Source organism: Bradyrhizobium sp. F1.4.3, from assembly GCF_040548375.1.
Lineage (GTDB): Bacteria > Pseudomonadota > Alphaproteobacteria > Rhizobiales > Xanthobacteraceae > Bradyrhizobium.
This window is the reverse complement of record NZ_JBEPRN010000014.1, coordinates 122,677-148,946: the sequence shown is the minus strand read 5'-3', so window position 1 is coordinate 148,946 and position 26,270 is coordinate 122,677. Positions and strand designations below refer to the sequence as shown.

At 64.8% G+C, this 26,270-nt stretch carries 28 protein-coding genes; 14 read left to right on the top strand and 14 right to left on the bottom strand.

Features of this window, described 5'->3' with window-relative positions; translation table 11 throughout:
• The first annotated feature begins 8 nt into the window (after nt 1-8).
• The 6 genes from ABIB73_RS28650 to ABIB73_RS28625 are packed head-to-tail and all read left to right on the top strand — an operon-like array spanning nt 9 to nt 6,319.
• Nucleotides 9-509 (top strand): (2Fe-2S)-binding protein, encoded by a 501-nt coding sequence (locus tag ABIB73_RS28650; RefSeq protein WP_354229454.1) that lies wholly within the window; start codon nt 9-11, stop codon nt 507-509.
• On the top strand, nt 506-2,926 hold the full coding sequence (locus ABIB73_RS28645) for an aerobic carbon-monoxide dehydrogenase large subunit (protein ID WP_354229453.1): 2,421 nt from the start codon (nt 506-508) through the stop codon (nt 2,924-2,926). Before ABIB73_RS28650 ends, ABIB73_RS28645 begins: the two co-directional genes overlap by 4 nt.
• A gap of 2 nt (nt 2,927-2,928) precedes the next feature.
• Entirely contained in the window at nt 2,929-3,795 is an 867-nt protein-coding gene (locus ABIB73_RS28640; RefSeq protein ID WP_354229451.1) for an AAA family ATPase, read from the top strand.
• A complete protein-coding gene (locus ABIB73_RS28635) occupies nt 3,792-5,000 on the top strand; it encodes a vWA domain-containing protein (protein WP_354229449.1) in 1,209 nt (402 codons plus the stop codon). Before ABIB73_RS28640 ends, ABIB73_RS28635 begins: the two co-directional genes overlap by 4 nt.
• A gap of 11 nt (nt 5,001-5,011) precedes the next feature.
• Nucleotides 5,012-5,851 carry an XdhC family protein gene (locus ABIB73_RS28630; protein WP_354229447.1) on the top strand — a complete coding sequence of 280 codons (840 nt, stop codon included), beginning with the start codon at nt 5,012-5,014 and terminating at the stop codon, nt 5,849-5,851.
• Nucleotides 5,852-5,860: 9 nt separating this feature from the next.
• Entirely contained in the window at nt 5,861-6,319 is a 459-nt protein-coding gene (locus ABIB73_RS28625; RefSeq protein ID WP_354229445.1) for an SRPBCC family protein, read from the top strand.
• 36 nt (nt 6,320-6,355) lie between these two features.
• Here the strand turns inward: ABIB73_RS28625 and ABIB73_RS28620 are convergent, their stop codons facing one another.
• From ABIB73_RS28620 to ABIB73_RS28585, 8 genes are all read right to left on the bottom strand, one after another.
• Complete coding sequence (locus ABIB73_RS28620; RefSeq protein WP_354229443.1) at nt 6,356-7,390, bottom strand: D-alanine--D-alanine ligase family protein; 1,035 nt, start codon at nt 7,388-7,390, stop codon at nt 6,356-6,358.
• Nucleotides 7,387-8,415: a putative zinc-binding metallopeptidase gene (locus ABIB73_RS28615; protein ID WP_354229441.1), complete on the bottom strand. Its 1,029-nt coding sequence runs from the start codon at nt 8,413-8,415 to the stop codon at nt 7,387-7,389. The genes ABIB73_RS28620 and ABIB73_RS28615 overlap by 4 nt, the downstream gene beginning before the upstream one ends.
• A 183-nt stretch (nt 8,416-8,598) precedes the next feature.
• Nucleotides 8,599-9,552 (bottom strand): ribose-phosphate pyrophosphokinase, encoded by a 954-nt coding sequence (locus ABIB73_RS28610; RefSeq protein ID WP_354229439.1) that lies wholly within the window; start codon nt 9,550-9,552, stop codon nt 8,599-8,601.
• A 191-nt stretch (nt 9,553-9,743) separates the two neighbouring features.
• On the bottom strand, nt 9,744-10,358 hold the full coding sequence (locus tag ABIB73_RS28605; protein ID WP_354229438.1) for a hypothetical protein: 615 nt from the start codon (nt 10,356-10,358) through the stop codon (nt 9,744-9,746).
• A gap of 197 nt (nt 10,359-10,555) precedes the next feature.
• Complete coding sequence (gene pgeF, locus ABIB73_RS28600) at nt 10,556-11,323, bottom strand: peptidoglycan editing factor PgeF (RefSeq protein WP_354229436.1); 768 nt, start codon at nt 11,321-11,323, stop codon at nt 10,556-10,558.
• A complete protein-coding gene (locus ABIB73_RS28595) occupies nt 11,320-12,438 on the bottom strand; it encodes a class I SAM-dependent methyltransferase (protein WP_354229434.1) in 1,119 nt (372 codons plus the stop codon). The genes pgeF and ABIB73_RS28595 overlap by 4 nt, the downstream gene beginning before the upstream one ends.
• Before the next feature lie 21 nt (nt 12,439-12,459).
• Nucleotides 12,460-13,305 carry a prolipoprotein diacylglyceryl transferase gene (lgt, locus tag ABIB73_RS28590; protein ID WP_354229432.1) on the bottom strand — a complete coding sequence of 282 codons (846 nt, stop codon included), beginning with the start codon at nt 13,303-13,305 and terminating at the stop codon, nt 12,460-12,462.
• A gap of 8 nt (nt 13,306-13,313) precedes the next feature.
• On the bottom strand, nt 13,314-14,051 hold the full coding sequence (locus ABIB73_RS28585; RefSeq protein ID WP_354229430.1) for a dienelactone hydrolase family protein: 738 nt from the start codon (nt 14,049-14,051) through the stop codon (nt 13,314-13,316).
• Nucleotides 14,052-14,223: 172 nt separating this feature from the next.
• Between ABIB73_RS28585 and ABIB73_RS28580 the strand changes: the two genes are divergently transcribed.
• The 4 genes from ABIB73_RS28580 to ychF all read left to right on the top strand — a co-directional run bounded on the left by ABIB73_RS28580 (nt 14,224) and on the right by ychF (nt 17,343).
• The gene (locus ABIB73_RS28580; RefSeq protein WP_148777675.1) at nt 14,224-14,475 is read left to right on the top strand and encodes an accessory factor UbiK family protein; all 252 of its coding nucleotides are present in this window, start codon (nt 14,224-14,226) and stop codon (nt 14,473-14,475) included.
• A gap of 254 nt (nt 14,476-14,729) precedes the next feature.
• Nucleotides 14,730-15,458 (top strand): 50S ribosomal protein L25/general stress protein Ctc, encoded by a 729-nt coding sequence (locus ABIB73_RS28575; protein WP_354229428.1) that lies wholly within the window; start codon nt 14,730-14,732, stop codon nt 15,456-15,458.
• Between the two features lie 58 nt (nt 15,459-15,516).
• Nucleotides 15,517-16,122, top strand: a complete 606-nt coding sequence (gene pth / locus ABIB73_RS28570) for an aminoacyl-tRNA hydrolase (protein WP_354229426.1) — start codon at nt 15,517-15,519, stop codon at nt 16,120-16,122.
• Nucleotides 16,123-16,245: 123 nt separating this feature from the next.
• Entirely contained in the window at nt 16,246-17,343 is a 1,098-nt protein-coding gene (ychF, locus tag ABIB73_RS28565) for a redox-regulated ATPase YchF (protein ID WP_354229424.1), read from the top strand.
• 145 nt (nt 17,344-17,488) lie between these two features.
• On the opposite strand, the gene ABIB73_RS28560 is transcribed toward ychF, so the two are convergent.
• Nucleotides 17,489-17,785, bottom strand: a complete 297-nt coding sequence (locus ABIB73_RS28560) for a DUF4282 domain-containing protein (protein ID WP_354229422.1) — start codon at nt 17,783-17,785, stop codon at nt 17,489-17,491.
• A gap of 158 nt (nt 17,786-17,943) precedes the next feature.
• Between ABIB73_RS28560 and ABIB73_RS28555 the strand changes: the two genes are divergently transcribed.
• From ABIB73_RS28555 to ABIB73_RS28545, 3 genes are all read left to right on the top strand, one after another.
• Nucleotides 17,944-18,396, top strand: coding sequence for a MaoC family dehydratase (locus tag ABIB73_RS28555; protein WP_354229420.1), 453 nt, complete (start codon nt 17,944-17,946; stop codon nt 18,394-18,396).
• The gene (locus ABIB73_RS28550) at nt 18,396-18,890 is read left to right on the top strand and encodes a MaoC family dehydratase (RefSeq protein WP_354229418.1); all 495 of its coding nucleotides are present in this window, start codon (nt 18,396-18,398) and stop codon (nt 18,888-18,890) included. The genes ABIB73_RS28555 and ABIB73_RS28550 overlap by 1 nt, the downstream gene beginning before the upstream one ends.
• A 340-nt stretch (nt 18,891-19,230) precedes the next feature.
• On the top strand, nt 19,231-19,377 hold the full coding sequence (locus tag ABIB73_RS28545) for a hypothetical protein (protein ID WP_194477789.1): 147 nt from the start codon (nt 19,231-19,233) through the stop codon (nt 19,375-19,377).
• A 39-nt stretch (nt 19,378-19,416) separates the two neighbouring features.
• Here the strand turns inward: ABIB73_RS28545 and ABIB73_RS28540 are convergent, their stop codons facing one another.
• From ABIB73_RS28540 to ABIB73_RS28525, 4 genes are all read right to left on the bottom strand, one after another.
• On the bottom strand, nt 19,417-19,554 hold the full coding sequence (locus ABIB73_RS28540) for a hypothetical protein (RefSeq protein ID WP_354229416.1): 138 nt from the start codon (nt 19,552-19,554) through the stop codon (nt 19,417-19,419).
• 244 nt (nt 19,555-19,798) lie between these two features.
• Nucleotides 19,799-20,218: a hypothetical protein gene (locus ABIB73_RS28535; RefSeq protein ID WP_354229414.1), complete on the bottom strand. Its 420-nt coding sequence runs from the start codon at nt 20,216-20,218 to the stop codon at nt 19,799-19,801.
• A gap of 202 nt (nt 20,219-20,420) precedes the next feature.
• Nucleotides 20,421-21,317, bottom strand: a complete 897-nt coding sequence (locus ABIB73_RS28530) for a hypothetical protein (protein ID WP_354229412.1) — start codon at nt 21,315-21,317, stop codon at nt 20,421-20,423.
• Between the two features lie 220 nt (nt 21,318-21,537).
• The gene (locus tag ABIB73_RS28525; protein ID WP_354229411.1) at nt 21,538-21,978 is read right to left on the bottom strand and encodes a nuclear transport factor 2 family protein; all 441 of its coding nucleotides are present in this window, start codon (nt 21,976-21,978) and stop codon (nt 21,538-21,540) included.
• A 902-nt stretch (nt 21,979-22,880) separates the two neighbouring features.
• On the opposite strand from ABIB73_RS28525, the gene ABIB73_RS28520 reads away from it, so the two are divergent.
• Nucleotides 22,881-23,267 carry a hypothetical protein gene (locus tag ABIB73_RS28520; protein WP_354229409.1) on the top strand — a complete coding sequence of 129 codons (387 nt, stop codon included), beginning with the start codon at nt 22,881-22,883 and terminating at the stop codon, nt 23,265-23,267.
• A 40-nt stretch (nt 23,268-23,307) separates the two neighbouring features.
• On the opposite strand, the gene uvrB is transcribed toward ABIB73_RS28520, so the two are convergent.
• Nucleotides 23,308-26,214 (bottom strand): excinuclease ABC subunit UvrB, encoded by a 2,907-nt coding sequence (uvrB, locus tag ABIB73_RS28515; RefSeq protein WP_354229407.1) that lies wholly within the window; start codon nt 26,212-26,214, stop codon nt 23,308-23,310.
• Nucleotides 26,215-26,270: the final 56 nt, after the last annotated feature.

The window sequence follows — 26,270 nt, the reverse complement described above, 5'->3', positions numbered from 1 at the left end:
GGGGATCGATGGCAAAAACACATGTGACCATGAAAGTGAACGGCGCCGAGGTCGAAGGCCTCGTCGAGCCGCGCACGCTGCTGGTGCACTTCATCCGCGAGAATTTGCAGATGACCGGTACCCATATCGGCTGCGAGACCACGCATTGCGGCGCCTGCACCGTCGATATCGACGGCATGTCGGTGAAATCCTGCACCATGTTTGCGGTCCAGGCCGATGGAAGCGACATCATCACGATCGAAGGCATGGCCAATGCCGACGGCACGCTGTCGGCGCTCCAGGAAGGTTTCCGCATGATGCACGGCCTGCAATGCGGCTTCTGCACGCCCGGCATGATTGTCCGCGCGCATCGGCTCCTGAAAGAGAACCCCTCGCCGAGCGAGCCGGAAATCCGCATGGGCATCTCCGGCAACATCTGCCGCTGTACCGGCTACCAGAACATCGTCAAGGCAATCCAGTACGCGAGCGCCAAGATCAACGGCGTGGAATTCCAGGAGGCCGCAGAATGAATGACCTCACTCCCACGCGGGAACAACGCAGCGCCGCCCTCGAAGGCATGGGCTGCAAGCGCAAGCGCGTCGAAGACATCCGCTTCACGCAGGGCCGGGGCAATTACGTCGACGACGTCAAGCTGCCGGGCATGCTGCATGGCGACTTCGTGCGCTCGCCGCATCCGCATGCGCGCGTCAAGAAGATCGACGACAGCGAGGCGCTGAAGGTCCCCGGCGTGCTCGCGGTGATCACCGCCGAGACGCTGAAGACCGTGAACCTCGCCTGGATGCCGACGCTCGCCGGCGACGTGCAGATGGTGCTCGCCGACGGCAAGGTGCTGTTCCAGAACCAGGAGGTCGCCTTCGTGGTCGCGACTGACCGCTATGCGGCGGACGACGGTATCAACAAGGTGGTCGTCGAATACGAACCGCTGCCGCCGCTGGTCGATCCCTTCAAGGCGATGGACGCCGGCGCACCGGTGCTGCGCGAGGACCTCGTCGGCAAGACCACCGGCGCGCACGGGCCGCGCAAGCACGACAACCACATCTTTGAATGGACCGTCGGCGACAAGGAGCTGACCGACGCCGCTTTCAACAAGGCCGAAGTCAAGATCAAGGAGATGATCTCCTATCACCGCACCCATCCGTCGCCGCTGGAGACCTGCCAGTGCGTCTGCTCCTTCGACAAGATCAAGGGCGAGCTGACGATCTACGGCACCTTCCAGGCCCCGCACGTGATCCGCACCGTGGTGGCACTGATCGCAAAGCTGCCAGAGCACAAGATCCACGTGATCGCGCCCGACATTGGCGGCGGCTTCGGCAATAAGGTCGGCGCCTATCCCGGCTACATCTGTGCGGCCGTGGCTTCCATCGTCACCGGCAAGCCGGTCAAATGGGTCGAGGACCGCATCGAAAACCTCACCGCGACCTCATTCGCGCGCGACTATCACATGACGACCGAGATCGCGGCGACCAAAGAGGGCAGGGTCACCGGTCTGCGCGTGCACGTGCTCGCCGATCACGGCGCGTTCGACGCCTGTGCCGACCCGTCGAAATGGCCAGCCGGCTTCTTCAACATCGTCACCGGATCCTACGACTTCCCGACAGCGCACCTTGCGGTCGACGGCGTCTATACCAACAAGGCGCCGGGCGGCGTCGCCTACCGTTGCTCGTTCCGCGTCACGGAAGCGGCCTATTGCATCGAGCGCGCCATGGATATTCTGGCGCAGAAGCTCAACATGGATCCGGCAGAGCTGCGGCTGAAGAATTTCATCAAGCCGGAACAGTTCCCGTATCACTCGGCACTGGGCTGGGAATACGATTCCGGCGACTACCATACCGCGATGCGCAAGATGATGGAGACAACCGGCTACGCCGCGCTCCGCAAGGAACAGGCGGAGAAGCGTGCCGCGTTCGCGCGCGGTGAGACCCGCGAGATCATGGGCCTCGGCGTCTCCTTTTTCACCGAGATTGTCGGCGCGGGGCCGTCGAAGAATTGCGACATCCTCGGCATCGCCATGTTCGATTCCTGCGAGATCCGCATGCATCCAACTGGGGCCGGCATCGCGCGGGTTGGCTCCAAGAGCCAGGGCCAGGGTCACGAGACCACCTGGGCCCAGATCATCGCGACCGAGATCGGCATTCCCGCCGACAACATCATGGTGGAGGAGGGCAACACCGACACCGCGCCTTACGGGCTCGGCACCTACGGTTCGCGCTCGACGCCGGTGGCGGGCGCGGCGATCGCCATGGCTGCGCGAAAGATCAAGGCCAAGGCGCAGATGATCGCGGCCTACAAGCTCGAGGTGCACGAGGACGATCTCGAATTCGACATCGACGGTTTCCGGGTGAGGGGCCTGCCGGAAAGATTCATGTCGATGAAGGACATCTGCTGGGCAGCCTATAACTCCGTGCCACCTGGCATGGAGCCGGGGCTGGAAGCCGTGAGCTACTACGATCCGCCCAACATGACCTATCCGTTCGGCGCCTATCTCTGCGTGATGGACATCGACGTCGACACCGGCGTGTACAAGGTCCGACGCTTCTATGCGCTCGATGATTGCGGCACCCGCATCAACCCGATGATCATCGAGGGCCAGGTGCATGGCGGCCTCACCGAAGCCTTCGCGATCGCGATGGGCCAGGAGATCCGCTACGACGAGGTCGGCAACGTCGTGACCGGCTCGTTCATGGACTTCTTCATGCCGACCGCGGTGGAGACGCCGCATTGGGAGACCGATTTCACCGTCACCCCGTCGCCGCATCACCCCATCGGCGCCAAGGGCGTCGGCGAGAGCCCGAATGTCGGCGGCGTGCCGGCCTTCTCCAACGCGGTCAACGACGCGTTCTCGTTCCTGGGCAGCACGCACATCCAGATGCCGCACGATTTCTGGCGCAACTGGAAGGCGGCGAAGGAACTGGGCGCGGTGGCGTAGCGATGAGAGGCCGTGACGTGATCGCGCAAGCGCTGGCCGCATCGGGCTACATCGCCGATGCCGACCTCGCGACCGCGATCTCGCTGATGCAATTGCTGCGGCGTCCGCTGCTCCTCGAAGGCGAGGCGGGCGTCGGCAAGACCGAGGTGGCGAAGGCGCTCGCGAAAATTCATGCGACGGAGCTGATCCGGCTGCAATGCTATGAAGGGCTCGACCAGTCGTCCGCGCTGTACGAGTGGAACTACCAGCGGCAATTGCTGGCGATCCAGGCGCATCGCGGGGCTGACAGCATCGAGGACCAGGTGTTCTCGGAAAAATACCTCTTGGAGCGGCCATTGCTCGCGGCGATCCGCCGGTCGAAGGCACCGGTGCTGCTGATCGACGAGATCGACCGCGCCGACGACGAGTTCGAGGCCTTCCTGCTGGAGCTGCTGTCTGATTTCCAGATATCAATCCCCGAGCTCGGCACCATTGCCGCCGTCACGATCCCGCATGTCGTGCTGACCTCGAACGGCACGCGCGAGCTCTCCGATGCGCTGCGCAGGCGGTGTCTCTATCATTACGTCGATTATCCCGATGTCGATCGCGAGGCCCGCATCATCCTCGCGCGCATTGCTGGTGCGAGCCCGTCGCTGTCGCTGCAAATCGCGCGCATGGTCGAGGGCGTGCGCAAGGAAGAGTTGCGCAAGGTCCCGGGCGTGGCGGAGACGCTGGATTGGGCGGCAGCGCTCGTCGGTCTCGACATCAGCGATCTCCGCGACGCGCCCGAGACCGTGCATGAGACGCTGATTTGCCTGCTGAAGACCCATGAGGACCGCGCCCGCGTCACGCCGGAGGTGACACAGCGCCTGCTGGGGAGGGTCGCATGAGTTGCTGTGGATCCAGCCCCGGATACGACGATCTGAATGAGGTCTCCCGCCTCGTGTCCGCGAAGCTCGCCGCCTTCCTGCGCACCCTGCGCGATGCCGGCTTTCGCGTCGGGCTCGCCGAGGGCCAGGATGCGGCGACGCTGATGTCGGCCGGCTTCGCGGCGCGGCCGGGCCTGCTGCGCGCGGCGTTCAAGCATCTGTTCTCCGCGCGCAAGTCGGATTGGGACAAGTTCGACGGGCTGTTCGATGCGTTCTGGCTGGGAAAACGCGTGCGCTCGCGCTCCCGCACCATCGGTTCGTCGCCCGGCGCCAGCAACCCGTCGCTGAAGACGCTTCAGGACACGACGGCCGAGCAGGGCACCGGCCAATCCGTCACCGACCAGCTTCCGTCTTCCGACGAAGCGCCGGAAGGTCGCTCCGGCGAGGGTCGCATGGAAGGTGCCTCGCGTGCGGACAATCTTGCCGAGGTCGATTTCCGAAAGCTTGGCGATCCCGACCAGGTCGCGCAGGCCCATGAGGCCGCCGCACAGCTCGCACGGGTGATGCGCACACGGCTGACCCGGCGCGATCTGGCGCGACGGCGCGGCTACCGGCTCGATCTCAGGCGCACCATCCACCGCAATATCAGCCATGGCGGCGTGCCGATCAGTCTGGTGAAACGGCAGCGCAAGGACAAGCCGCTGCGGCTGATCATCTTGCTCGACGCCTCCGGCTCGATGAACATGTACACATCGGTGTTCCTGCGCTTCATCCACGGCGTGCTCGACCAGTTCCGCGAGGCCGAGGCGTTTCTGTTCCACACCCGGCTGGCCTACGTCTCCGATGCGATGAAAGAGAAAGACGCCGGCCGCGCGCTCGACCGGCTCTCGATCATGGCGCAGGGCGCGGGCGGCGGCACGAAGATCGGCGAAAGCCTGCAAACCTTCAACCGCTGGCACGCCGCGCGCGTGATCCATTCGCGCAGCTGCGTGATGATCGTCTCCGACGGCTACGAAACCGGCGATGCCGCCCTGCTCGGGCGGGAAATGGCGGCGCTGCACCGGCGCTGCCGCCGCATCGTCTGGCTCAATCCGATGATGGCCTGGGAGGGCTATTCGCCCGAAGCCAGGGGCATCAAGGCGGCGCTGCCGCACGTCGATCTCTACGCGCCGGCGAATTCGCTGCAAAGCCTGCGCGCGCTCGAACCCTATCTGGCGAAGCTCTAGAGGAGGCACCGATGAGCGCTCACGTCGAAGTGCTGGATCTGGTGGCGCAGATGAAGGCTGCCGAGCGCGCTTTCGTGCTCGCGACCGTCGTGCGCACGGTGTCGGTGACCGCGGCCAAGGCCGGCGCCAAGGCGATCATCGCTGCCGACGGTACCATCGTTGCCGGGTGGATCGGCGGCGGTTGCGCCAAAGGCGCGGTGCTGAAAGCGGCACGCGAGGCGCTCGCCGACGGCGAGCCGCGCATGGTGTCGGTGCAGCCGGAAAACCTGCTCACCGAGCTCGGCGTCAGCGCGGGCGAGAGCCGCGACGGCATCCGCTTTGCCAGCAACATGTGTCCGAGCAAGGGGACGATGGACATTTTCGTCGAGCCGGTGCTGCCGCATCCCTCGCTCGTGATCCTCGGTGCCAGTCCGGTGGCGCTGTCGCTCGCGGCACAGGCGCGCACGCTTGGCTACCACGTCACGCTGGCCGCGCCCGCCGCCGATCTCACCGCGCAGCCCGACGCCGACACTATCATCGACGGCTACCGGCTCGGTGAACTCAGCGAGGCAAAGCGCTTCATCGTGGTCTCGACGCAGGGCAAGGGCGACGAGGCCGCGTTGCGCGCGGCCGTCGCAACGAGGGCCGACTATCACGCCTTCGTCGGCAGCCGCCGCAAGATGGCCTCGCTGCGCGCCAAGCTGATTGCGGAAGGCGCCACCGCGGCCGGGATCGACGACGTCAAGGCGCCCGCCGGGCTCGATCTCGGCGCCATCACGCCGGAGGAGATCGCGATGTCGATCCTCGCCGAGATCACCGAGGTACGACGGCGCGGTCAGCGCGCCGCCAATCAGTCAGCAAGCACAGAGTGAGATCCGATCATGCAGATGAACGACAGCCAGCGCATCCCCGCGTCACTTAACCAGGTGTGGGCGGCGCTGAACGACCCCGATGTGCTGAAACAGTGTATCCCCGGCTGTCAGTCATTGGAGGTGACCGGCCCGAACGAGATGACGGCGACCGTGATCTTCAAGGTCGGCCCAGTGAAGGCGACGTTCGGCGGCAAGGTGACGCTGTCCGATCTCGATCCGCCCAACAGCTATCGCATCTCCGGCGAGGGTTCTGGCGGCGTCGCCGGCTTTGCCAAGGGCGGCGCATTGGTGCGGCTGGAATCCGAGGGCGCCGACATGACCATCCTGCACTACGAGGTCGACGCGCAGATCGGCGGCAAGCTCGCGCAGCTCGGCGCACGGCTGATCAACTCGACCGCAACGAAGCTGGCAGGAGAGTTCTTCAAGTCGTTTGCAGAAGTTGTCAGCGCGAGGGCGGAGGCGAGTTAGCACCTTACGATCACCGCCACGCATGCCGTCTTGCTATCAACCCAGCGACACGCCCGCCTTGGCCCGGCTGATCCCGAGGGTCAGGATGCGCTGCAGGAGATCCGGATACTTGAGTCCGTCATGTTGCGCCGCCGTGGCGAATTCCTGGCTCTTGGCGATTTCGGGATTGGGGTTTGCTTCGATGAAATACGGCGTGCCATCGGCGGAAAGACGAAAGTCGATGCGCGCGTATCCATCTAGGCCGAGCGCCCGGTAGATGCGTTTCGCCGCGCGCTGGATGCGCGCGGTGACTTCGGGCGCGAGGTCCTTGGCCGGTCCGTCGACAATTCCGACGCGCTCCTGGTAATCGGTATCGTGCTTGGCTTTTTCGGTGGCGATGTGCCGCGACCTGCGCCCGCCCATGCTGCCGAATTTCAGTTCCCAAACCGGCAGAACACGCAGCCGATTGTTGCCGAGCACGCCGACATAGAGCTCTCGCCCCTCGATAAATTGCTCGGCGATGGCGGCGGACTCGACCCGCTCGTGGATGAAGGCGACTCGCTCGGCCAGCTTTTCGTCCGTATCGACAATCGATGCCTGCGAGATACCAAAGGAGCCATCCATGTTCAGGCTCTTGACGATCAGCGGCAGCGCAAGATGCGTCGGCCGTTTGACTTTGCGGCGCATCGGGAAAACGGCGAAGGCCGGCACCGCGATCCGACGATGATGCACCAGCGTCTTGGACAGGTCCTTGCCGCGCGCCAGGATCAGGCCACGCGGATTGCACCCGGTATACGGGACCTTCATCAGTTCGAGATAGCTTGCGATGTGCTGGTCGTATGCGACGTTATAGTGGAACTCTTCCAGCAACGTGAAAACCACGTGCGGCTTGAAGCCCTCGATCTCGACGCGCACCGGCTTGATTTCCTCCTGCGCGCCGAGTGGGCGAACCTCATGGCCGGCCGCGCGCAAGGTACTCACCACGTCGTATTCTGTTTTCCACGCGTTGATCTCCTGCGCGGTGTATCCGTCGCTTGACTCCGGAGGCACGAAGTCCGGATGCATGAGCACCAGAATGCGCAGGCGTCTCATAGCGCGATCCATTTGCGCCGAGACGGGCCAAACAGCGCGTGCATCGTCTTGGCGGTTACGAGGACGGTGAAGTCGAGAACGAGCTTCTGTTCGGGGCCGACGGCACGCAGATCGAGCTCACGGCAGCGGGAGATCATGTCGTCGAGCACGGCATCGAGGGTGAGCTGGTTTTCGCCCGTCCATCGCGAGACCAGTTGCCTGATCTGGGCGCGGTGACGTCTGATCAGGGCCGAAGCCGGCTTTGACCGGTGATGCCGTGGATCGGCTGAAAACAGCCTGGAGAGGTCGCGGTCATAGGTCTTCGGGGGCGTGAAGGCGTAGAACGCCTGCTTCCTTTTGTAGTGGTCTTCGAGCGTCTGGCTGAGAGTACGTAGCGGATCGACACGCTCACGCGTCGTGATCAGCGGTCGCTTGCCCGCAATCTCGCTCATCAGCTCGTCGACATATTCGAGCTTCTTCAGCGCCGGCCAACCGGCATATCGCGTCCGCCAGTTCGAACGGGGCCGCAGCCACACCGCGAAAGTTTCGGCGAAATCCTCGTCCGGATGGCTCTGCGCGTACCAGAGCCGAAGATGCTGGACATAGCGCCGGCTGGCCGGATTGGGCCGGTAGTAGCGCGGGTAGCGTTTCGACGACGGGCCGAACAGCTGCTGCCAGCGACGCCGGCGCTGCAGCTGGTAGCCGTGCTGCATGGCATGGCCCGCCTCGTGACGGAGGATCGCCATGCATTCGCGCCAGGTGCCGCCCTCGACGTCGAACATCATCTTCTTCTCGAGCTTCATCAAGCGGGGATGGGCGAGATAGAACGGGATGGCGATGCCGGGGACATCTCCCGGACTGAACCATTCGCTCGAAATCCATGTGTGTGGCCGCAGCCAGATACTCCTCTCTTCGAGCTCTTCGTGGAGGGTGCTGACACAACCCTCGAGCCAGGTGCCTTCGATCGCAACCCTCAGGCTGCTGAGGCGCTGTTGGAGCAACTGCTCATCCGACAGCTTTTCCCAAGCAAATTTCCGGCGTGGCATCAGGCATCCAGAGGGCAGAGATGACTCGGTATCCGGATGATGTCATGGGGCGGGGCTGGCAACAATACATTCGCGAGCTGTAGTGTGGGCAAAGCAAAGCGTGCCCACCGTCTCTGACCTATAAGAAAGGGTGGGCACGGCGCTTTGCGCCTTTGCCCACCCTACGATTCGGAGAGACTAATATTAGTCGAACAGGCTCGACACCGACTCTTCCGCCGCGGTGCGCGCGATTGCGTCCGAGATCAGGCTGGCGATCGGCAGCGTGCGGATATTTTGCGACTTGACCACCGCGTCCGTCGGCAGGATCGAGTCGGTGATCACGAGCTCCTTCAGCTTGGAGTTCGCGATGCGGGCGGCCGCGCCGCCGGAGAGCACGCCGTGCGTGATATAGGCGTAGACGTCCTTGGCGCCCTTGGCGACCAGCGCATCGGCCGCGTTCACCAGCGTGCCGCCGGAATCGACGATGTCGTCGACCAGGATGCAAGTATAGCCGGCGACGTCGCCGATCACATTCATGACCTCGGATTCGCCGGGGCGCTCACGCCGCTTGTCGACGATCGCGAGCGGGGTGTTGATGCGCTTGGCGAGGCCGCGCGCACGCGCCACGCCGCCGACGTCGGGCGAAATCACCATCACCTTGGAGAGGTCGAACTTCTCCTTGATGTCGCGCACCATCAGCGGCGCCGCGTAGAGATTGTCGGTCGGAATGTCGAAGAAGCCCTGGATCTGGCCGGCATGCAGGTCGAGCGTCATGACGCGGTCGACGCCGGCCTGCGTGATCAGATTGGCGACGAGCTTTGCCGAGATCGGGGTGCGCGAACCCGATTTGCGGTCCTGCCGGGCGTAGCCGAAATAGGGCAGCACCGCGGTGATGCGGCGCGCCGACGAGCGCCGCAGCGCGTCGGTGATGATCAGCAATTCCATCAGGTGGTCGTTCGCGGGGAACGAGGTCGACTGGATCACGAAGGCGTCCGAGCCGCGGACGTTCTCCTGGATCTCGACGAAGATTTCCATGTCGGCGAAGCGCCGCACCACCGCTTTGGTCAGCGGCAGGTCCAGGCCTTGCGCGATGGCCTGCGCGAGGGCCGGATTGGAGTTGCCGGCGACGAGCTTGATTGAGCCGTTTTTGGCCGACATCGACGCTTCCTCCCGCGCTTTGCTGGATACGACGTTCAACATCTCAGAACCCACTGGAGCACGGTTACGACGCGCGAGGAAATATCAGGCCGAAGGCCGAACTGGCAACCCGGGATGCTACGTTTTCCCTGCGAAAATCCCGAGTCGGGCCAACGGTTTGGCCGGTACTTGAGGCCGTGGTTTAGCGGTGGTTATTGGGCGGCATAGCCGAGCGCCGAGGCCGGCAGGTCCGCCGCGGGCGCCACTGGCGTCGCGCTCGCCACCGCCGGTCCCCGCAGGCCCGGAACAGCGCCCGGTGCATCCGGCGTGCCGTTGATCATATTGGAAAGTCCGCTGAATCCGGCCTGGGCGATCCTCCGCAGCACGAGGTCGTCGGCGGCCGACCAGGGATCGCGGCCGCCCTTGGCCGAGGTCGGTTCCTCGCCCGAGAGGCGGAGCGCCCGCTGCTGGTTGGCGTCGTAGACGTCCCAGACCCAGGCGATCACGGTCTTGCCGCGCACCACCTGGGCGGAGAGGTAACTGCGGACGCGGTAGGCAGCCGTCCCCTCGCGGGAGACCACGGAGAGGCTGCGCAGCTTGGATTCGCTGTCGAGCACGCCGACCATGCGGTCGAACACCTGCGGCGGCGGCCCGTCGATCGATTCGAAGGCGACCGTTGCGCCGGAGCCGGCGCTCGGCACCATCGCATAGGAGTTGTTCGCAGCGCCCCCGCCGGCGCAGCCGCCAAGCGCGGCCGCAGCCGCCAGCAGCAAGACGGCCAGCCCGCGCGAGCCCGCGCGACGCAAGTTGGATGACGCTTCCCTCATTATGGAGGGCAGCGATATCGTTAAAATGCATTAACGTCTAGGGCGGGGGCGCCACAAACACCGTCATTCCGGGGCGCGCCACCCGAACTCGGGTTTACCCGAGTTCGAATCCATTTCGTCGCATCAACTGCTGCATGATGGATTCCGGGTTCGATGCTTGGGCATCGCCCCGGAATGACACGGCGTTGCCTGTATGGTCACCCCTCCAGCGCGATCGCGTGAATGTGCCGGCCGTAGTCCGGCTCCTTGCGATGCACCGAGCGGCGATAGCTGAAGAAGCGCTCGTCGGCATAGGTGTCGAGGCCCAGATCATCGATCATCAGGATGCCAGCGGCTTCCAGCCGTTTCCGGATGAAGCCGGCAAGGTCGAACATCGCGTGGCCTTCACGCACTGACGGAATGAAGAACACAGCATTCTCCGCGTCAGCCTCGATGAAGCGCGCCACGAACTCGTTGCCGACTTCATAGCTGTCCTGCCGGATCAGCGGGCCGATCGCGGCGATGATGCCGCTGCGCGAGGCGCCGAGCTTTTCCATAGCGGAGATCGTGGATTCCAGCACGCCGGTCAGCGCGCCCTTCCAGCCGGCATGGGCGCCACCGATGACGCGCGCATGGGGATCGACGAACAGCACCGGCCCGCAATCGGCGGTGGAGACGCCGAGCGCGATGCCGGGTGTTTTCGTGACCAGCGCGTCGCCCTTCGGCCGCGGCCCGCTCGGCCACGGGGCTTCGGCGACGAGGACATCGGGCGAATGGATCTGATGCAGGCTGAGAAAGCGTTCCGGCGCCACGCCGACATGTTCGGCCATGCGGCGGCGGTTCTCCGCGACATGGGCCGGATCATCGCTGGAGCCGAGCCCGCCATTGAGCGCGGCATAGATGCCGCCCGAGACGCCGCCTTCACGGGTGAAGAAGCAATGGCGCAAACCGGGCACCGCCGACAGCAGCGACGAAGCAAGGGTCATGACGTGCCTCCAGCCTGTTCGAGATCGCTGAGGCCTGCAATTCCCGTCAGCCGCGGCTCGGAGATGCAGAGCACCTTGAACATCGAGCCCATGCCGCTGCGTCCCGTGTCGGTCAGGCGTTTGAGCGCCACGGAAATGTCGGTGGCAACCTCCGGCGTCGCCTTCTGCATCAGCGCGGCTGCGCGGGTGTCGATGCCGATGCGCTTGAGGAAGTCGCCTTGGGTCACCGGACCGTGCACGTGTGCGCCGACGTCTTCCGCTGCGCGCACGAGCGCCTGGAAATCGACATGGGCGGTGACGTCGGCCTGACCCGGCGCCTTCAGGGGATCGGTGAAGGAGTGGCGCGCGATCGCCTGGAACGTGTCGCCGGCATCGCTGCGCAGATGGCCGTAGTCGATGATCAGCGCCGCGCCGTCCTGGTCGCGCACCCGCGTTGCGAGCTTCATGATCTCGGAATCGGGCCGCCATTCGAACACGGCGCCGACGGGCGCGGCGCGCACCAAAGGCGGCAGCAATACGTCGAAGCGCGGCGTCGGCTCGGACGCCGCGCCGAACTGAAGCTTGCCGTTGGGGTCGACCTCGATCACGCGCTCGTGCCAGCCGTCCTCGCGCTTCGCCATCTGGTGGATCGGCAGCACGTCGAAATATTCGTTGGCAAGGATGATGCTGGGGCCTTCCGGCACGTCGTCGATGCTGTCGTGCCAGGCGATGTTGCGCACGCCCGCCAGCGTCGCACTCTGCCGCTCGCGGAGGACGGGATTGACCTCGACCATATGGACATGAAGCCCCTGGTAGAGCGGCGGCAGCACGCGCAAGGCGCGCAGCGCGTCCGCCATCATGGTGCCGCGGCCGGGGCCGAGCTCGATCAACCGGAGGAATTGCGGCGAGCCCATCTGCTTCCACACCGACGCGGTCCACAGGCCGAGCAGCTCGCCGAACATCTGGCTGACCTCGGGCGCGGTGGTGAAGTCGCCTTCGCGCCCGAGCGGATCGCGCGAGACGTAATAGCCATAGCGCGGATGCATCAGGCACAGTTCCATGTACCGCCAGACCGGCATGGGGCCCGAGGATTTGATCAGCGCCTTGATCTCGTTGAGTAGCGGCGAGTCGGTCACGGCCTGCTTTCTCGAAAGGAATTAACGAATGGCCCCTGCGGGCTTCGGCGCACCGCGCCGTACTGCCCTTACAATAAGTATACCGCCGACAATAAGCATCGGGATCGACAACAGCATGCCCATGGTTAATCCGCCCCAGAGGAAGCCGAGCTGGACGTCCGGCTCACGGAAATGTTCGCCGGCGATGCGGGTCAGGCCATAGATCAGGATGAAGCTTCCGAGGATCATGCCGGGCCGCTTCAAGGCGCCGAGGCGGATCATCACCGCCAGCACCGTGAACAGCAGGATGCCTTCCATGCCGGCCTCATAGAGCTGGCTCGGATGGCGCGGCAAATGGGTGGGATCGTTGGGGAAGATCATCGCCCAGGGCAGGTTGGGGTCGGTGGCGCGGCCCCATAATTCGCCATTGATGAAGTTGGCGATACGCCCGAGCAGCAGTCCGACCGGAGCGACCGCGGTGGTGATGTCGCCGAGCGACAGGATCGGGATGCTGTTGCGATAGGCGAACCACATCACCGCGACGACGCAGCCGAGGAAGCCGCCATGGAAGGACATGCCGCCCTCCCACAGCCGGAAGATCGCGGCGGGGTGCTCGATGAAGAAGGGCAAATTGTAGAACAGCACGTAACCGGTGCGGCCGCCGAGGATGATGCCGAGCGTGACCCAGAGGATGAAATCGTCGATCTGCACCAGCGACATCGGCGCGGGGCCGCCCCACAGGCGCTCCTTCTTGAGGAGCGATCGCGCATAGAGCCAGCCGAACACGATGCCGCAGATATAGGCCAGCGCATACCAGCGGATCGCGAACGGACCGATCGCGACCGCGATCGGGTTGAAGGACGGGAAGTCGATGAGCAGAAAGGGCATCGCGCCTTCTATGGCTGGACGAGGTTGCGGCGGTAGAGCGCCAGCAGCCGCTCCCAGTGCCGCTCGGCGGCGTCGCGGTCATAGACCGGACGCTTGGGGAAGGCGAAGCCGTGATGGGTGCCGGGATAGATCTCGACTTCGGCCTTGGCGCCGCTCATGCCCTGCTTGACCTTCTCGATGATCTCGGTGGGCGCGTAGATGTCGGTCTCGGCGCAGGCGAAATAGAGCTCGGCCTTGGTCTTGGCTGGGGCGAGATGCGGGCTGTCGTCCTGCTCGGTGGCAAGCTGCGTGCCGTAGATCGAGGCGGCCGCCCTGACGCGATCGGGGAAATGCGTGGCGGCGTTGACGGCATAGCGGCCGCTCATGCAATAGCCGACGGTGCCGATCAGTTTTGTATTCGCTGCGGCCTGGCCCTCGGCATAGGTGAGCAGTGCCCTGGTGTCGTCCATGATCATGGGAATCGTGAGCGAGCCCATTAGCTGGAACATGCGCTTGCGCTCCGGCGCATTCGGATCGGCCGGGAGTGCCCCGAGCTCCATCACGCCGGAGCGGTAATAGAGGTTCGGCAGCATCGCGTAATAGCCCGATGTCGCGAGCCGCCGCGCCATGTCGCGCAGCTCTTCGCGGATCGCCGGCGCGTCCATGTAGAACAGGACGACCGGGAACGGGCCGCCGCGCTCGGGATGGGCGATGAAGGTCGCGGTGTGACCGTCCTTGGTGGGAATTGCGATCTGCTGCTCGATCATGTCTTGCGTTCCGCTTTGTGATTCTTGTTATGCAGGGACGTTGAATACGATTGCAAGGAAACCGGGGCATGACAAGGATACCTCCGGTCAGCCCTTGAACCGCTCCGTTCGGATTGCCATTGTCTTCCGAGCTGTTCGCGCAAAGTTTATCGAAGGCCGCCAGGAGACTGAAATGACCCAGACCACCAATCGGTTTTTCGACGAGATCGGCCGCCTGATGAACGATGCCGCCGGCGCCGCGCAGGGCGCCAAGCGAGAGTTCGACACGGTGCTGCGCAACCAGGCCGAAAAATTCCTGCGCGACATGGATCTGGTCAAGCGCGAGGAGTTCGAGGTGGTCAAGGACATGGCACGGCTCGCCCGCGAGGAGAACGAAGCGCTGAAGGCGCGGATCGCGGCGCTGGAGGCCAAGCTCGGCGGGTGACGACGGCAGGTCGTAGAAACCCGGATGGAGCGCAGCGCAATCCGGGAGGTTCCCGCGGGCATTGACCCCGCATTGCGCTGCGCTCCATCCGGGCTACCGTGGCGGCCGGCAGCCCATTCTCCTTGTCATTTCCGCGTCTTCCGGGTAAAAGCCCGCCACGTCCGCGGCCCCCGCACCCCTGGAGGCTTGCTGCGGCGTACACCATGGGCCGCCTTGCGGCCCATTAACTTTTGCAAAAACAAGGACTTAACGTTATGGCGACCGTCAAGGAATTGAAGGCGACCGCACGTCCGAAGAGCGGCAAGGGGGCCGCCCGGGCTGAGCGTCGCGCCGGGAAAGTGCCCGGAGTGATCTATGGCAACAAGCAGCCGCCGCTCCCGATCTCGGTTGATGATCGTGAACTGCGCCAGCGCATCCTCGCCGGCCGGTTCCTGACCACGCTGGTCGACATCGACCTCGACGGCAAGAAGCACCGCGTGATTCCGCGCGACTTCCACCTCGATCCGGTCAAGGACTTCCCGATCCACGTCGACTTTATGCGGCTCGGCGAAGGCGCCACCATCCGCATCAGCGTGCCTCTGCACGTGGTGAAGGCGGAAGGCTCGCCCGGCGTGAAGCGCGGCGGCGCCGTCAACATCGTCGCGCATGCGATCGAGCTCGAATGCAGCGTCGAGAGCATCCCGCAGTACATCGAGGCCGATGTCGGCTCGCTCGAAATCGGTCACTCGCTGCATCTGGCCGACATCATGCTACCGGCTGGCGTGAAGGCGCTGACGCGCGAGGACGCGACCCTCGTCACCATCGTGCCGCCGTCCGGCTACGCAGAAGAGCAGAAGGCGGCGGCTGCAGCTGCTGCTGGTGGTGCGGCTCCGGCGGCTGGTGCGGCTGCTGCTCCGGCGGCTGGCGCGGCTGCTCCGGCTGCGGGTGCTGCTGCTCCGGCAGCGGCTGCCAAGGCTCCCGCCGCCGGCGACAAGAAGAAGTAATCTCTCAAAGCTGGCGCGCGGTCTCTGATCGCGCGCCGAGCGAGGGGCGCGCCGCGTCATGCGACTCTTTGTTGGGCTCGGCAATCCCGGCGCGAAATACATACGCAACCGGCACAATATCGGCTTCATGGCCGTCGACGAGATCGCACGGCGTCATGGTTTTGCACCATGGCGCCGCCGCTTTCAGGGCGAGACCTCGGAAGGCGCGCTCGGACCTGAGCGCGTCATCCTGCTGAAGCCGACGACTTACATGAACGACTCCGGCCGCAGCGTTCAGGAGGCGGCGGGCTTCTTCAAGATCGCGCCCGGCGACGTCACCGTGTTCCACGACGAGCTCGAACTGCCGCCGGGCAAGGTGCGGGTCAAGATCGGCGGCGGTATCGCCGGCCACAACGGCCTGCGCTCGATCTCCGCCCATATCGGCAATGACTACCGCCGGGTGCGGCTCGGCATCGGTCATCCCGGCGTCAAGGAATTGGTGCACGGCCATGTGCTGTCGGACTTCGCCAAGGCCGACAACGACTGGGTGGCGACGCTCTGCGATGCGGTGGCCGAGCACGCCGCGCTGCTCGCCAAAGGCACGAACGCGACCTTCGCCAACAGGGTGCATCTCGCCATGCAGGCGAAGGGATTTTTGACCAAGGACGACAACGGCGAGAAATAACGCTCGTCATCGCCGGACTTGATCCGGCGATCCATCCTTTCAAAGACGATGGATGCGCGGGTCAAGCCCGCGCATGACGAGTTGGGAAGACATTCACGCGCGGGGCGCGGAGGCCAGGACACTATGGGATTCAAATGCGGGATTGTCGGGTTGCCCAATGTCGGCAAGTCGACCTTGTTCAATGCGCTGACCGAGACGGCCGCGGCGCAAGCGGCGAACTATCCGTTCTGCACCATCGAGCCGAATGTCGGCGAGGTCGCCGTACCCGATCCGCGGCTCGACAAGCTGTCGGCGATTGCCAAATCGGCGCAGATCATTCCGACCCGGCTGACCTTCGTCGACATCGCCGGCCTGGTGCGCGGCGCCTCCAAGGGCGAAGGCCTCGGCAACCAGTTTCTCGCCAACATCCGCGAGGTCGATGCGATCGCGCATGTCGTGCGCTGCTTTGAAGACTCCGACATCACTCACGTGGAGGGCAAGATCGCGCCGCTCGCCGACATCGAGACCATCGAGACCGAGCTGATGCTCGCCGACCTCGACAGCCTCGAGAAGCGCGTCGACAACCTCTCCAAGAAGGCCAAGGGCAACGACAAGGACGCCAAGGAGCAGCTCGACCTCGTCAACCGCACGCTGGTGCTACTGCGCGAGGGCAAGCCCGCGCGCCTGGTCGAACGCAAGGCCGAGGAGGAGCGCGCGTTCTCGATGCTCGGCCTGCTGTCGTCGAAGCCCGTGCTCTACGTCTGCAACGTCGAGGAAAGCTCGGCCGCCACCGGCAATGGCTTCTCCAAGGCGGTCGAAGAGCAGGCGGCGAAAGAGGGCGCGGTTGCCGTCGTCATCTCCGCCAAGATCGAATCCGAGATCGCGACGATCTCGCGTGACGAGCGCACCGACTTCCTGGAGACGCTGGGTCTCGAAGAGGCCGGCCTCGATCGCCTGATCCGCGCCGGCTACACCCTGCTCCAGCTCATCACCTATTTCACGGTGGGACCGAAGGAGGCGCGCGCCTGGACCATCCATCGCGGCACCAAGGCGCCCGGTGCGGCCGGCGTGATCCACACCGACTTCGAGAAGGGCTTTATCCGCGCCGAGACCATCGCCTATGACGACTACATCGCGCTCAACGGCGAAGCCGGCGCCCGCGATGCCGGCAAGCTGCGGCTCGAAGGCAAGGAATACGTCGTCGCCGACGGCGACGTGATGCATTTCCGGTTTAATACGTAGGATCTTTGTCGTGTGCCCCGGACGCAGCGCAGCGCACTTGCGGTGCGCCGCAGAGCCGGGGCCCAGAAGCCTCGATTATGGATGCATGGGTCCCGGACGCAGCGAAGCGTCACTGCGTGCCGCACCGCGTCCGGGACACGAGAGATCACCGCACCCCGCCACCCTGGTCCCTGATCGCGCCGAGATGCTCGTTGATGCGGAAGATGATCAGGATCAGCTCCGCGGCGATGCGCGAGAACACGATGCCGACGACGACGCCTGCGATCGACTCCAGCACCACCAGGAAGCCGGCGAACGGGCTGATCGCCATCGCGCTGAGGCCCGCGAAGATGCCGGAGAGTCCGAGCAGGCAGATCACGCCGATCACCAGCCAGTAGAAGGTCTTGATGATCGTCGGCGTGATAAAGCGGTCCCATTGAAACAGATCGCTGAATGAAAACATCTCTCTCCCCCCGGCAAATCGCACCGCCGGCCGCGTCAATCTGACCAGGCGGCCGGTCCGGCCCGACTCGCCGAATGTAGCACGAGCCATGCGGGCCGGCGGGTTGAGATTGCCGCAAAGTGCGGCCACAATCTGTCATTCCCACCAGCAATCCAAAGATGACCCTGACCTTCGAAGATTTCCCACCCGGCCGGTTCGGCACGTTCGGCCCGCGCCATGTCACCCGCGACGAGATCCTGGCTTTTGCCGCCGAGTTCGATCCGCAGCCGATGCACCTCGACGAGGAGGCCGCCAGTAAGAGCATGCTGCGTGGCCTTTCCGGCTCGGGCTGGCATCTCTGTTCGCTGATGATGCGGATGATGGCCGATGGCTTCATCACCCGCGCCGCGTCGCTCGGCTCGCCCGGCGTCGACGAGGTGCGCTGGCTTTCTCCCTTGCGGCCCGGCGACGACCTCATGCTCGACGTCGACGTCGTGGAGGCCCGCACTTCTAAGAGCCGGCCCAGGCTCGGTATCGTCAAGTTCAAATGCACCGTGCGCAACGCCAAGGGCGACACGCTGTGCGAGATGACCTCGCCGATCCTGATCGAGAGGCGCGAGGGAGCGGTCTGATGTGGTTCTTCGACGAGATCGAGATCGGCCATCGCCGCGAGATCGGCGCCTACACGTTTACGGCGGACTCCATCAAGAGGTTCGCGAAAAAATTCGATCCGCAGCGTTTTCATCTCGACGAGGAGGAGGGCAAGAACTCGCTGTTCGGTGGGCTCGCCGCCTCCGGCTGGCATGTCGGCTCGGCCTGCATGAGTCTCCTTGTCGCAGACGGCCAGCGCCTGACGCAGGAGGCAATCGCGCGCGGCGAGGAGGTTGCGGTGTGGGGACCGTCGCCAGGCTTCCGCGATCTGCGCTGGATCAAGCCGGTGCTCGCCGGCGACACCGTCGCTTACGCCAGTGTCGTCGTCGACAAGCGCGCCTCCGGCTCGCGCCCCGGCTGGGGCATTTTGACCGCCCGCACCACCGGCACCAACCAGCGCGGCGAGGACGTCTATTCCATCACCGCCACCGCCTTCGTGCCGATGCGGAAGGGTTCGCAATTTAGAATCGATTGAGCGGGCTGCTCCTCACCTCGCCCCGCTTGCGGCCGTGCTTACGGGGAGAGGTAGGATCGCTCTTGCGATCCGGGTGAGGGGGTACAGGTCTCTCGATGATCTTATCGTGTGGAGGGAGGCCCCTCACCCCAACCCTCTCCCGGCGAAGGGCGGGAGAGGGAGGAGAGAAATCACGGAACTGTTGCCCGCGCGCTATGGACGCGATTCGGGGCGGCTGCCATAAGCCTCCGCAAGATGGCTGGCCCGCGAAGCAGCTGCCGGAACCCTCGAGTTGCTAACCAATTATGAACCTGTCGCTGTCTATTTGAACGAACTGGGCAGAGTACAGGGGACGAGAACCATGGCAGACCGCGGCGCACTCAAGCTGGTCGGATTTATCTTCGCTACCGCGACGCTGGCCGTCATGCTGGTCGCCGGCATGGTGGTGAAGGGCTATGCCGATGGCGCCTACACCCTGGAAGCCTCGACCGTCGAAGCAAGCCGTTAAGAGTTCGTTAACTCTCCGGAGCCGCGCTCCGGCCCTTGATCAGCGGCTATAGACGAACGCCAGTATCGCGATCGCAACCGCCAGCAGTCCGACAAAGCGCAGCATGATCGTGCCGAACTGGTTCGGCGCCGGCCGCAGCGGTATCGGGTCCCTGTTGTCGGGCCGAATGCTTTCCATCTGACATGTCCCCGGGCCCGGGCCGCAACGGCTGCGGGCGCTTGGCTTTGGTCGCCGGGGATGGGCGGAGGGTTCAAATGCGGGAGCCGGGACCCATCGCGACACGCATTCATCCGCTGGTCTGGGCCCCGGCTCTGCGGCGCGTCACTGCGTGCCGCACCGCGTCCGGGCACGAGACCCCTCGAATCAAAACCGCCGCGTCCCTTTCGGGAGCGCGGCGGCTGGTGATGCGTGTTGCTTGCGATCAGCTGTTGCGCAGGCCGTCGGCGGCGCGCTTCCACTGGGCGACGTTGTCGGAGATCATCCGGGTCGACTTCATCGCAGCCTGGCTGAGCTGAGCGTAGCCCGAGATCTCGCGCTGGACGCGCTGGCCTTCGGCATGGAGCAGGTCGCGCAGGCTCTCGAGCTCGGAGATCAGATTCTCGATCTCGGCGAGCGAGGTGCCGGCGACGCGCTGGATCAGCGAGTTGACGTTGGTGACGGTGGCTTCCGCGCTTGGATCGAGCGCTGGCTCGGCGCCCGTCGCCGCCGGCCGGCGCAGATAGGCGATGTCGTTGCGGACGAAATCGCGGATGCCGGCTTCGACTTCCGTCACTGCGGCGAGGTTGGTGTCGACGGTTTCGGTCTCGGTCGATTCAGTCTTTTCCGGACGAATGGCGTTCATCGTTGTTCCCCTGTTCGCGTTGGGCGCAGCGCGAGTGTCCCCCGCACGACGACGTCTGTAAGGCCGATCCATCAGGGCGTCGGATTTTGACAGCAAATGGGCCAAGATGCGGCAAGGACGGACCATTCGGGGGCTTTGCCGTGGCGCTTTGTCCGCATTTTATCTATCCCCCTCATGGAGAGAGAGGGGCGAGGCGAAAAGCTCACCAGCTCTTCTTGAAGCCCGCGGTCAGGCTCTTGTTGATCGCGCCCTGCGAAGTCTCGCCGACGGAGCCGGAGACCGTGACGTTGTCGAACAGCTTTTGCTCGGCGCCGAACTTGCGCAGCCATTTGTCGTCGGTGGTCGACAGCGTCTGGCCCGCGGTGATGCTGGTGCCGGTGTCGGTGATCTCGACCCTGGCGGACTGGTCGGTCTCGTAATTGCGCGTGGTGCGGCCGGCGATGCCGGGCAGCGCCGTGGTGCCCTGCTGGTTGACGCTGTAGCCGTTCTGGAGCGTCAGCGAGGTGTCGTTCGACAGCGGCACCGATTTGGTCAACGACGCCCCGAGCTTGCTCTGTTCGGCGCCGGGATCGACGCGGGCTTCGACCGCGGTCTTGTCCCAGACGGGGCCCGCGCCCGGGGCGGTCGCGGCGGCCCAGGCGTTGCCGGAGGATTGCGGCAGGCTGCCGCCATTGGCGGCCTTCTGCGCCAAAAGCTCCGACATCGTGGTCGGCTCCTTCGCCACCGTCATGTCGGCGCCGATGCGGGTGTCCCAGAACGACGACACCGACTGCTTCACGGTCACCGCCGAGGAGCCGTTGGCGTTGGGGTTCGACGACCAGTTCAGCGCCTCCTTGGCGGCAGCCTGCGCGCGCTTCTTGGCGGTAATGATGTCGTTGAGCGCGCCGGCGTCGATGGCGAGCTGGCCCCAGTCGAGCTTGTCGACGTCGATGCCCTTGAGCACGTCGGGGTCGTTGACGTCGGGGGTATCAGCGGCCTCGACTTCCTCGTCAGCCGCGGGAGGAATGATCTGCGCCGAGGCCGTCAGCACCGAGCCGAAAATGAATGCGGCCGTCAGCACCGGCAGCCTGGTCCAGCCAAAACCTGTCGAGAATTCCATCGTCCTGCCCGCGAGCCCAGTTCGCGCCCAGAATGCGGAACTATCGTTGCGAAATTGTGGCGCTCGCCTCACCTCGATAACGAACCAACGGGCCGCGCGAAAGGCGCGCGCCCGATGACGAGCTTCTCCACGACGGCATCCGGCGGGGCTGGAGGCCAGGACGCGTCGCGGGGAGCATCAATCGATCGGTCCCGAATTGCGGGGCCCGTTGGTGTCCCCCTCAGCCGACGCCGGTCATCTTCGGCAGATGAATGGCGCGGCCGAGTGCCTGCTCGACCAGATCGAACGTGTCGATCAGCACGCGCATGTTGATGAGCCGGTCCGCCCTGAACTGGGCGAACTGCGCCACCCGCAGCGAGATCGGCTTGTCGGAATCCAGTGCGGTGAGCGAATAGCGCAGCATCGAGGAGGCGGAATCCACGCCCAGCATGATGCTCTCGCGCTCGAAGCGGCGGACCCGGAAATTGTCGGCCAGCTGGCGGATGACCTGGAGCACGGCCGCCTTGCCCTGGCGCGCGCCAAGGAACGGAAACATGTCGATCGGGCCGTAGACCGCCCAGTCGACATCCTCGTCGATCAGGGCCTCGATATCCTCGAAATGCCGGTCGTTGATCGCGCGGTGCAATGCGCGCGAAAAACGCCAGAGGCTGTGCTCTGTCATTTTGGGACGTCCTGGGACTGGCTTGCAAAAAAACGAAAAACAACCCCATGCACAGCAAGGCGCCGGGGGCTGCTCAATTCATTAGTGTACGAACAGATAGGGGGATTTCGGCCAAAACGCAATTCACGTTTTCGCAATGCACAATTGAGCGCGCTTTGTGAGATTTGCAATAGAACCCCGTATTTTACCGGTCCCGGTTCTGGCCCGAGGCTGGAGGAGCGGGGAGGGAGGTTCAACGGGGGCCACGTCGGGGGTTCGCGAGCGCCCACCCCATATTCAGTGTCGTCCTGGCGAAAGCCAGGACCCATAACCCCAGGGAGAAGTTTGGCGAAGATTCGCCGTTCGGTACTTCGACCACCCGCAACCGAGAGATTCCGCGGTATGGGTCCGGCCTCCGCCAGGACGACACCGAGAAGCTGGCAGGCAGGTCGTCGCTGGCCTCAGCCGCCGTCCACCCCCACGATCAGCGACCCGATCTCCCGCTCCAGCACCTGCTGCACCAGATGGTAGGAATCGATGATCTCGCGGATCTGCGCGATCTGTCCGTCGAACACCGCCATGAGAACTGCACGACGCGGTCGTTGCGTGCTTCCTGTAGGTGTGCCTGTAGGTCGCGACCTCGTCGCCCTCGGCGACGATCTGCGTCGTCTTGCAGCGGACTTCCGAATAACGCGACCGGATCGTCTGCCAGAGTTCTCGCAGCTCTTTCTTGCTGTGGCGTGGGCCCATATGCGGCAGCACGTCGATCGGCGCGTGCGTGAGGAAGTCGACCTCTCCCGGCATCCGCCCTCGCTGAAGCTTCGGCGGACAAGAGCGGGGCGAGGTACAGCCCGTGACCCATCTCACATCACCCGTCTCCCGATGCGGCTAATGTCATCCGCATGTCATCAGGGAGACGTGCCATGGCCGTCACCGCCGCCGCGATAAAATCCCGACTGTACAACGCGCTCGAAGGCTTTGCGCTGACAGCGATCCTCCAGAGCTTCCCGATGTTCGCAACTGCCGCGTTGCTGCTCAAGCTGCTCGGCAACCACGACCTCGTCGGCGATCCCGGCGTCGCCATCTTCGTCGCCTGCGCGTCCCTCGTTCACGCGGTGATCGCGGTGACGCTGGGGTCGGCAATCCCGGCACTCTCCAGGCTGCTTTACGAGCCGAGCTTCTTCGATCCCAATCTGTCGCTCTCCGACAAGATCACCGAATGGCGCACCCATCCGGCAGCCTCGATGCAGCTCGTGGCGATCGTGCTGATGCTGTCGGTGATGGCGGTGGCGACGGCGAGCGTGGGGTGAGGGACAGCATTGACCAGCTATCCTGATTGATTGAACGGATCTACCTCTTCTTCCACCCACCCCGCCGCCCCGGCATGCCCCCCGTCGACTTCGGCGCCGGCCCGAACTCCGGCCCTGATTGCCGCGAGTCCGTCGGCTGGATGATCCGGCTCTCGCCGCCGAATGGCTTTGACGGCAGGGCGCGGTCGGCGCGATAGGGCAGCGATTCTGGGCCGTGCATCTCGTCGAGATGCGGCTTGTGCACCTTCGAGCTGCCGCCGCCGCCGCTGGCCTTCAGCGCCGGGCTCACGGTCTTCTTCTTCATCGCGCTGACGGGGAGGTTGGCGGCATCGCCGTATTTCTTCGTTCCGGCATAGGCGCCGGCCTTGCCCTGCACGGTGCGCTGCTTGACGGTAGGGTCGTCGACCACGGCGAGCTCGGTGGCGCGCAGGCGTTTGACTTCGTCGCGCAGGCGGGCGGCTTCCTCGAAGTTCAGATCGGCTGCCGCCTCGCGCATCCGCGTTTCGAGATCGGCGAGCACGGCTTCAAAGTTGTGGCCGATCGAGATGACGTCGTCGGTCATGTCATGGCCGCCGACCTCGACCAGCACGTGGTCGCGCTCGTAGACGCTGTTCATGATGTCGCCGATCGACTTCTTGATGCTCTCCGGCGTGATGCCATGCGCCGTGTTGTACTCGACCTGCTTTTCGCGGCGGCGGTCGGTTTCGGCGATGGCGCGCTCCATCGAGCCCGTCATCTGGTCGGCATAGAGGATCACCTTGCCATCGACGTTGCGCGCGGCGCGGCCGATGGTCTGGATCAGCGAGGTCTCGCTGCGCAGAAAGCCTTCCTTGTCGGCATCGAGGATGGCGACCAGCGCACATTCGGGAATATCGAGGCCCTCGCGCAACAAATTGATGCCGACCAGCGCGTCGAACGCGCCGAGCCTGAGGTCGCGGATGATCTCGATCCGCTCGATGGTGTCGATATCGCTGTGCATGTAGCGGACGCGAATGCCCTGCTCATGCAGATATTCAGTGAGGTCCTCCGCCATGCGCTTGGTCAGCACCGTGATCAGCGAGCGATAGCCGGCCTGGGCCGTGGCGCGGACTTCGCCGACGAGATCGTCGACCTGGGTGCGGGCGGGACGAATGTCGACGGGAGGGTCGATCAAGCCGGTGGGGCGGATCACCTGCTCGACGAACACGCCGCCGCTCTCGTTCAACTCCCAGGCGCTGGGCGTCGCCGACACCGCGACCGTCTGCGGCCGCATCATGTCCCACTCCTCGAAGCGGAGCGGGCGGTTGTCCATGCATGACGGCAGGCGGAAGCCGTATTCCGCGAGCGTTGCCTTGCGACGGAAGTCGCCGCGGAACATGCCGCCGATTTGCGGCACGGTGACGTGGCTTTCGTCGGCGAACACCAGCGCGTTGTCAGGCACATATTCGAACAGCGTCGGCGGCGGTTCGCCGGGGCGGCGCCCGGTGAGATAGCGCGAATAGTTCTCGATGCCGGCGCAGCTCCCCGTCGCCTCCATCATCTCGAGATCGAAGGTGGTGCGCTGCTCCAGCCGCTGCGCTTCCAGCAGGCGGCCCTGGTCGTGGAGCTGGTCGAGCCGCTGCTTCAGTTCAGACTTGATCGATTTGATCGCCTGCACCAGGGTCGGGCGCGGCGTCACATAGTGCGAGTTGGCGTAGATCTTGATGAATTCGAGCTCGTCCTGCTTGTGGCCGGTGAGCGGATCGAATTCCTCGATATTCTCCACGGTGTCGCCGAACAGATTCACGCGCCAGGCCCGGTCCTCATAGTGCGCCGGGAAGATGTCGATGACGTCGCCGCGCACGCGGAAGGTGCCGCGGGTGAAGTCGGCCTGCGTCCGCTTGTATTGCAGCGCGACGAGGTCGGCGATCAGCTGGCGCTGGTCGATGCGCTCGCCCTTCTTCAAGGCAAAGGTCATCGCGGTATAGGTCTCGACCGAGCCGATACCGTAGATGCAGGACACGGACGCAACGATGATGACGTCGTCGCGTTCGAGCAGCGCGCGCGTCGCGGAGTGGCGCATGCGGTCGATCTGCTCGTTGATCGACGAGTCCTTTTCGATATAGGTGTCGGTGCGCGGGACGTAGGCTTCCGGCTGGTAGTAGTCGTAATACGAGACGAAATATTCGACCGCGTTGTCGGGGAAGAAGTTCTTGAACTCGCCGTAAAGCTGGGCGGCGAGCGTCTTGTTCGGCGCCAGGATGATGGCGGGGCGCTGCGTTGCCTCGATCACCTTGGCCATGGTGTAGGTCTTGCCGGAGCCAGTGACGCCGAGCAGCACCTGCGAGCGGTCGTTGCGCTGGATGCCTTCGACCAACTCGGCGATCGCGGTCGGCTGGTCGCCGCGCGGCTGGTATTCCGACTTGATCTCGAAGCGCACGCCGCCTTCGGACTTTTCCGGGCGCGGCGGCCGGTGCGGCGTCCAGACCTGCACCGAGCCGTCGTCCCTGCGGAACTCCGGCCGGCCCTCGCGGATCAGCGCCTCCAGCGCCTCCGCGGTCGCCTTGACGCCGAGCGCCTCCATCTTGTTGCGCGGTGGACGGGCGAGCGCCTCGGCATCGTCCTCTTCAGTGGGAAGCCCGAGCTGACGGGCCAGTTCCGGATCGAGCGTCGGGATCGTGGCCGCGGTTCCGTAATTGGCCTGAGCGGCTTCCCCCAGCTCTGCGGGCCGATCAGCCGGAAAGTCCTTGGGCGTCGAGGACCGCGCGCGATGCGCAGCAGCCTCGCCGCCGGCACGGCGGTCGCGCGAATTGTCCGGCGGCGGCTGCAGGCCGGTGCCCGAGCCCATGCCGGCGTCGCCGCGATTGATCGCGGGATTGAGCAACTCGGCCAGCGCCGGCCCGATCGGCTGCACGTCAGGCCGGTGTGCCTTCGAGTTCGGCGTCTTGGTTTTGGGGGATTTTGCGGGGGGAGCAGGTTTCTTCGCCATGCCCCGAATATGGGACGAGTCCGCCCCTCAGAAAAGAGCGAATGCCCGTCCGTGCT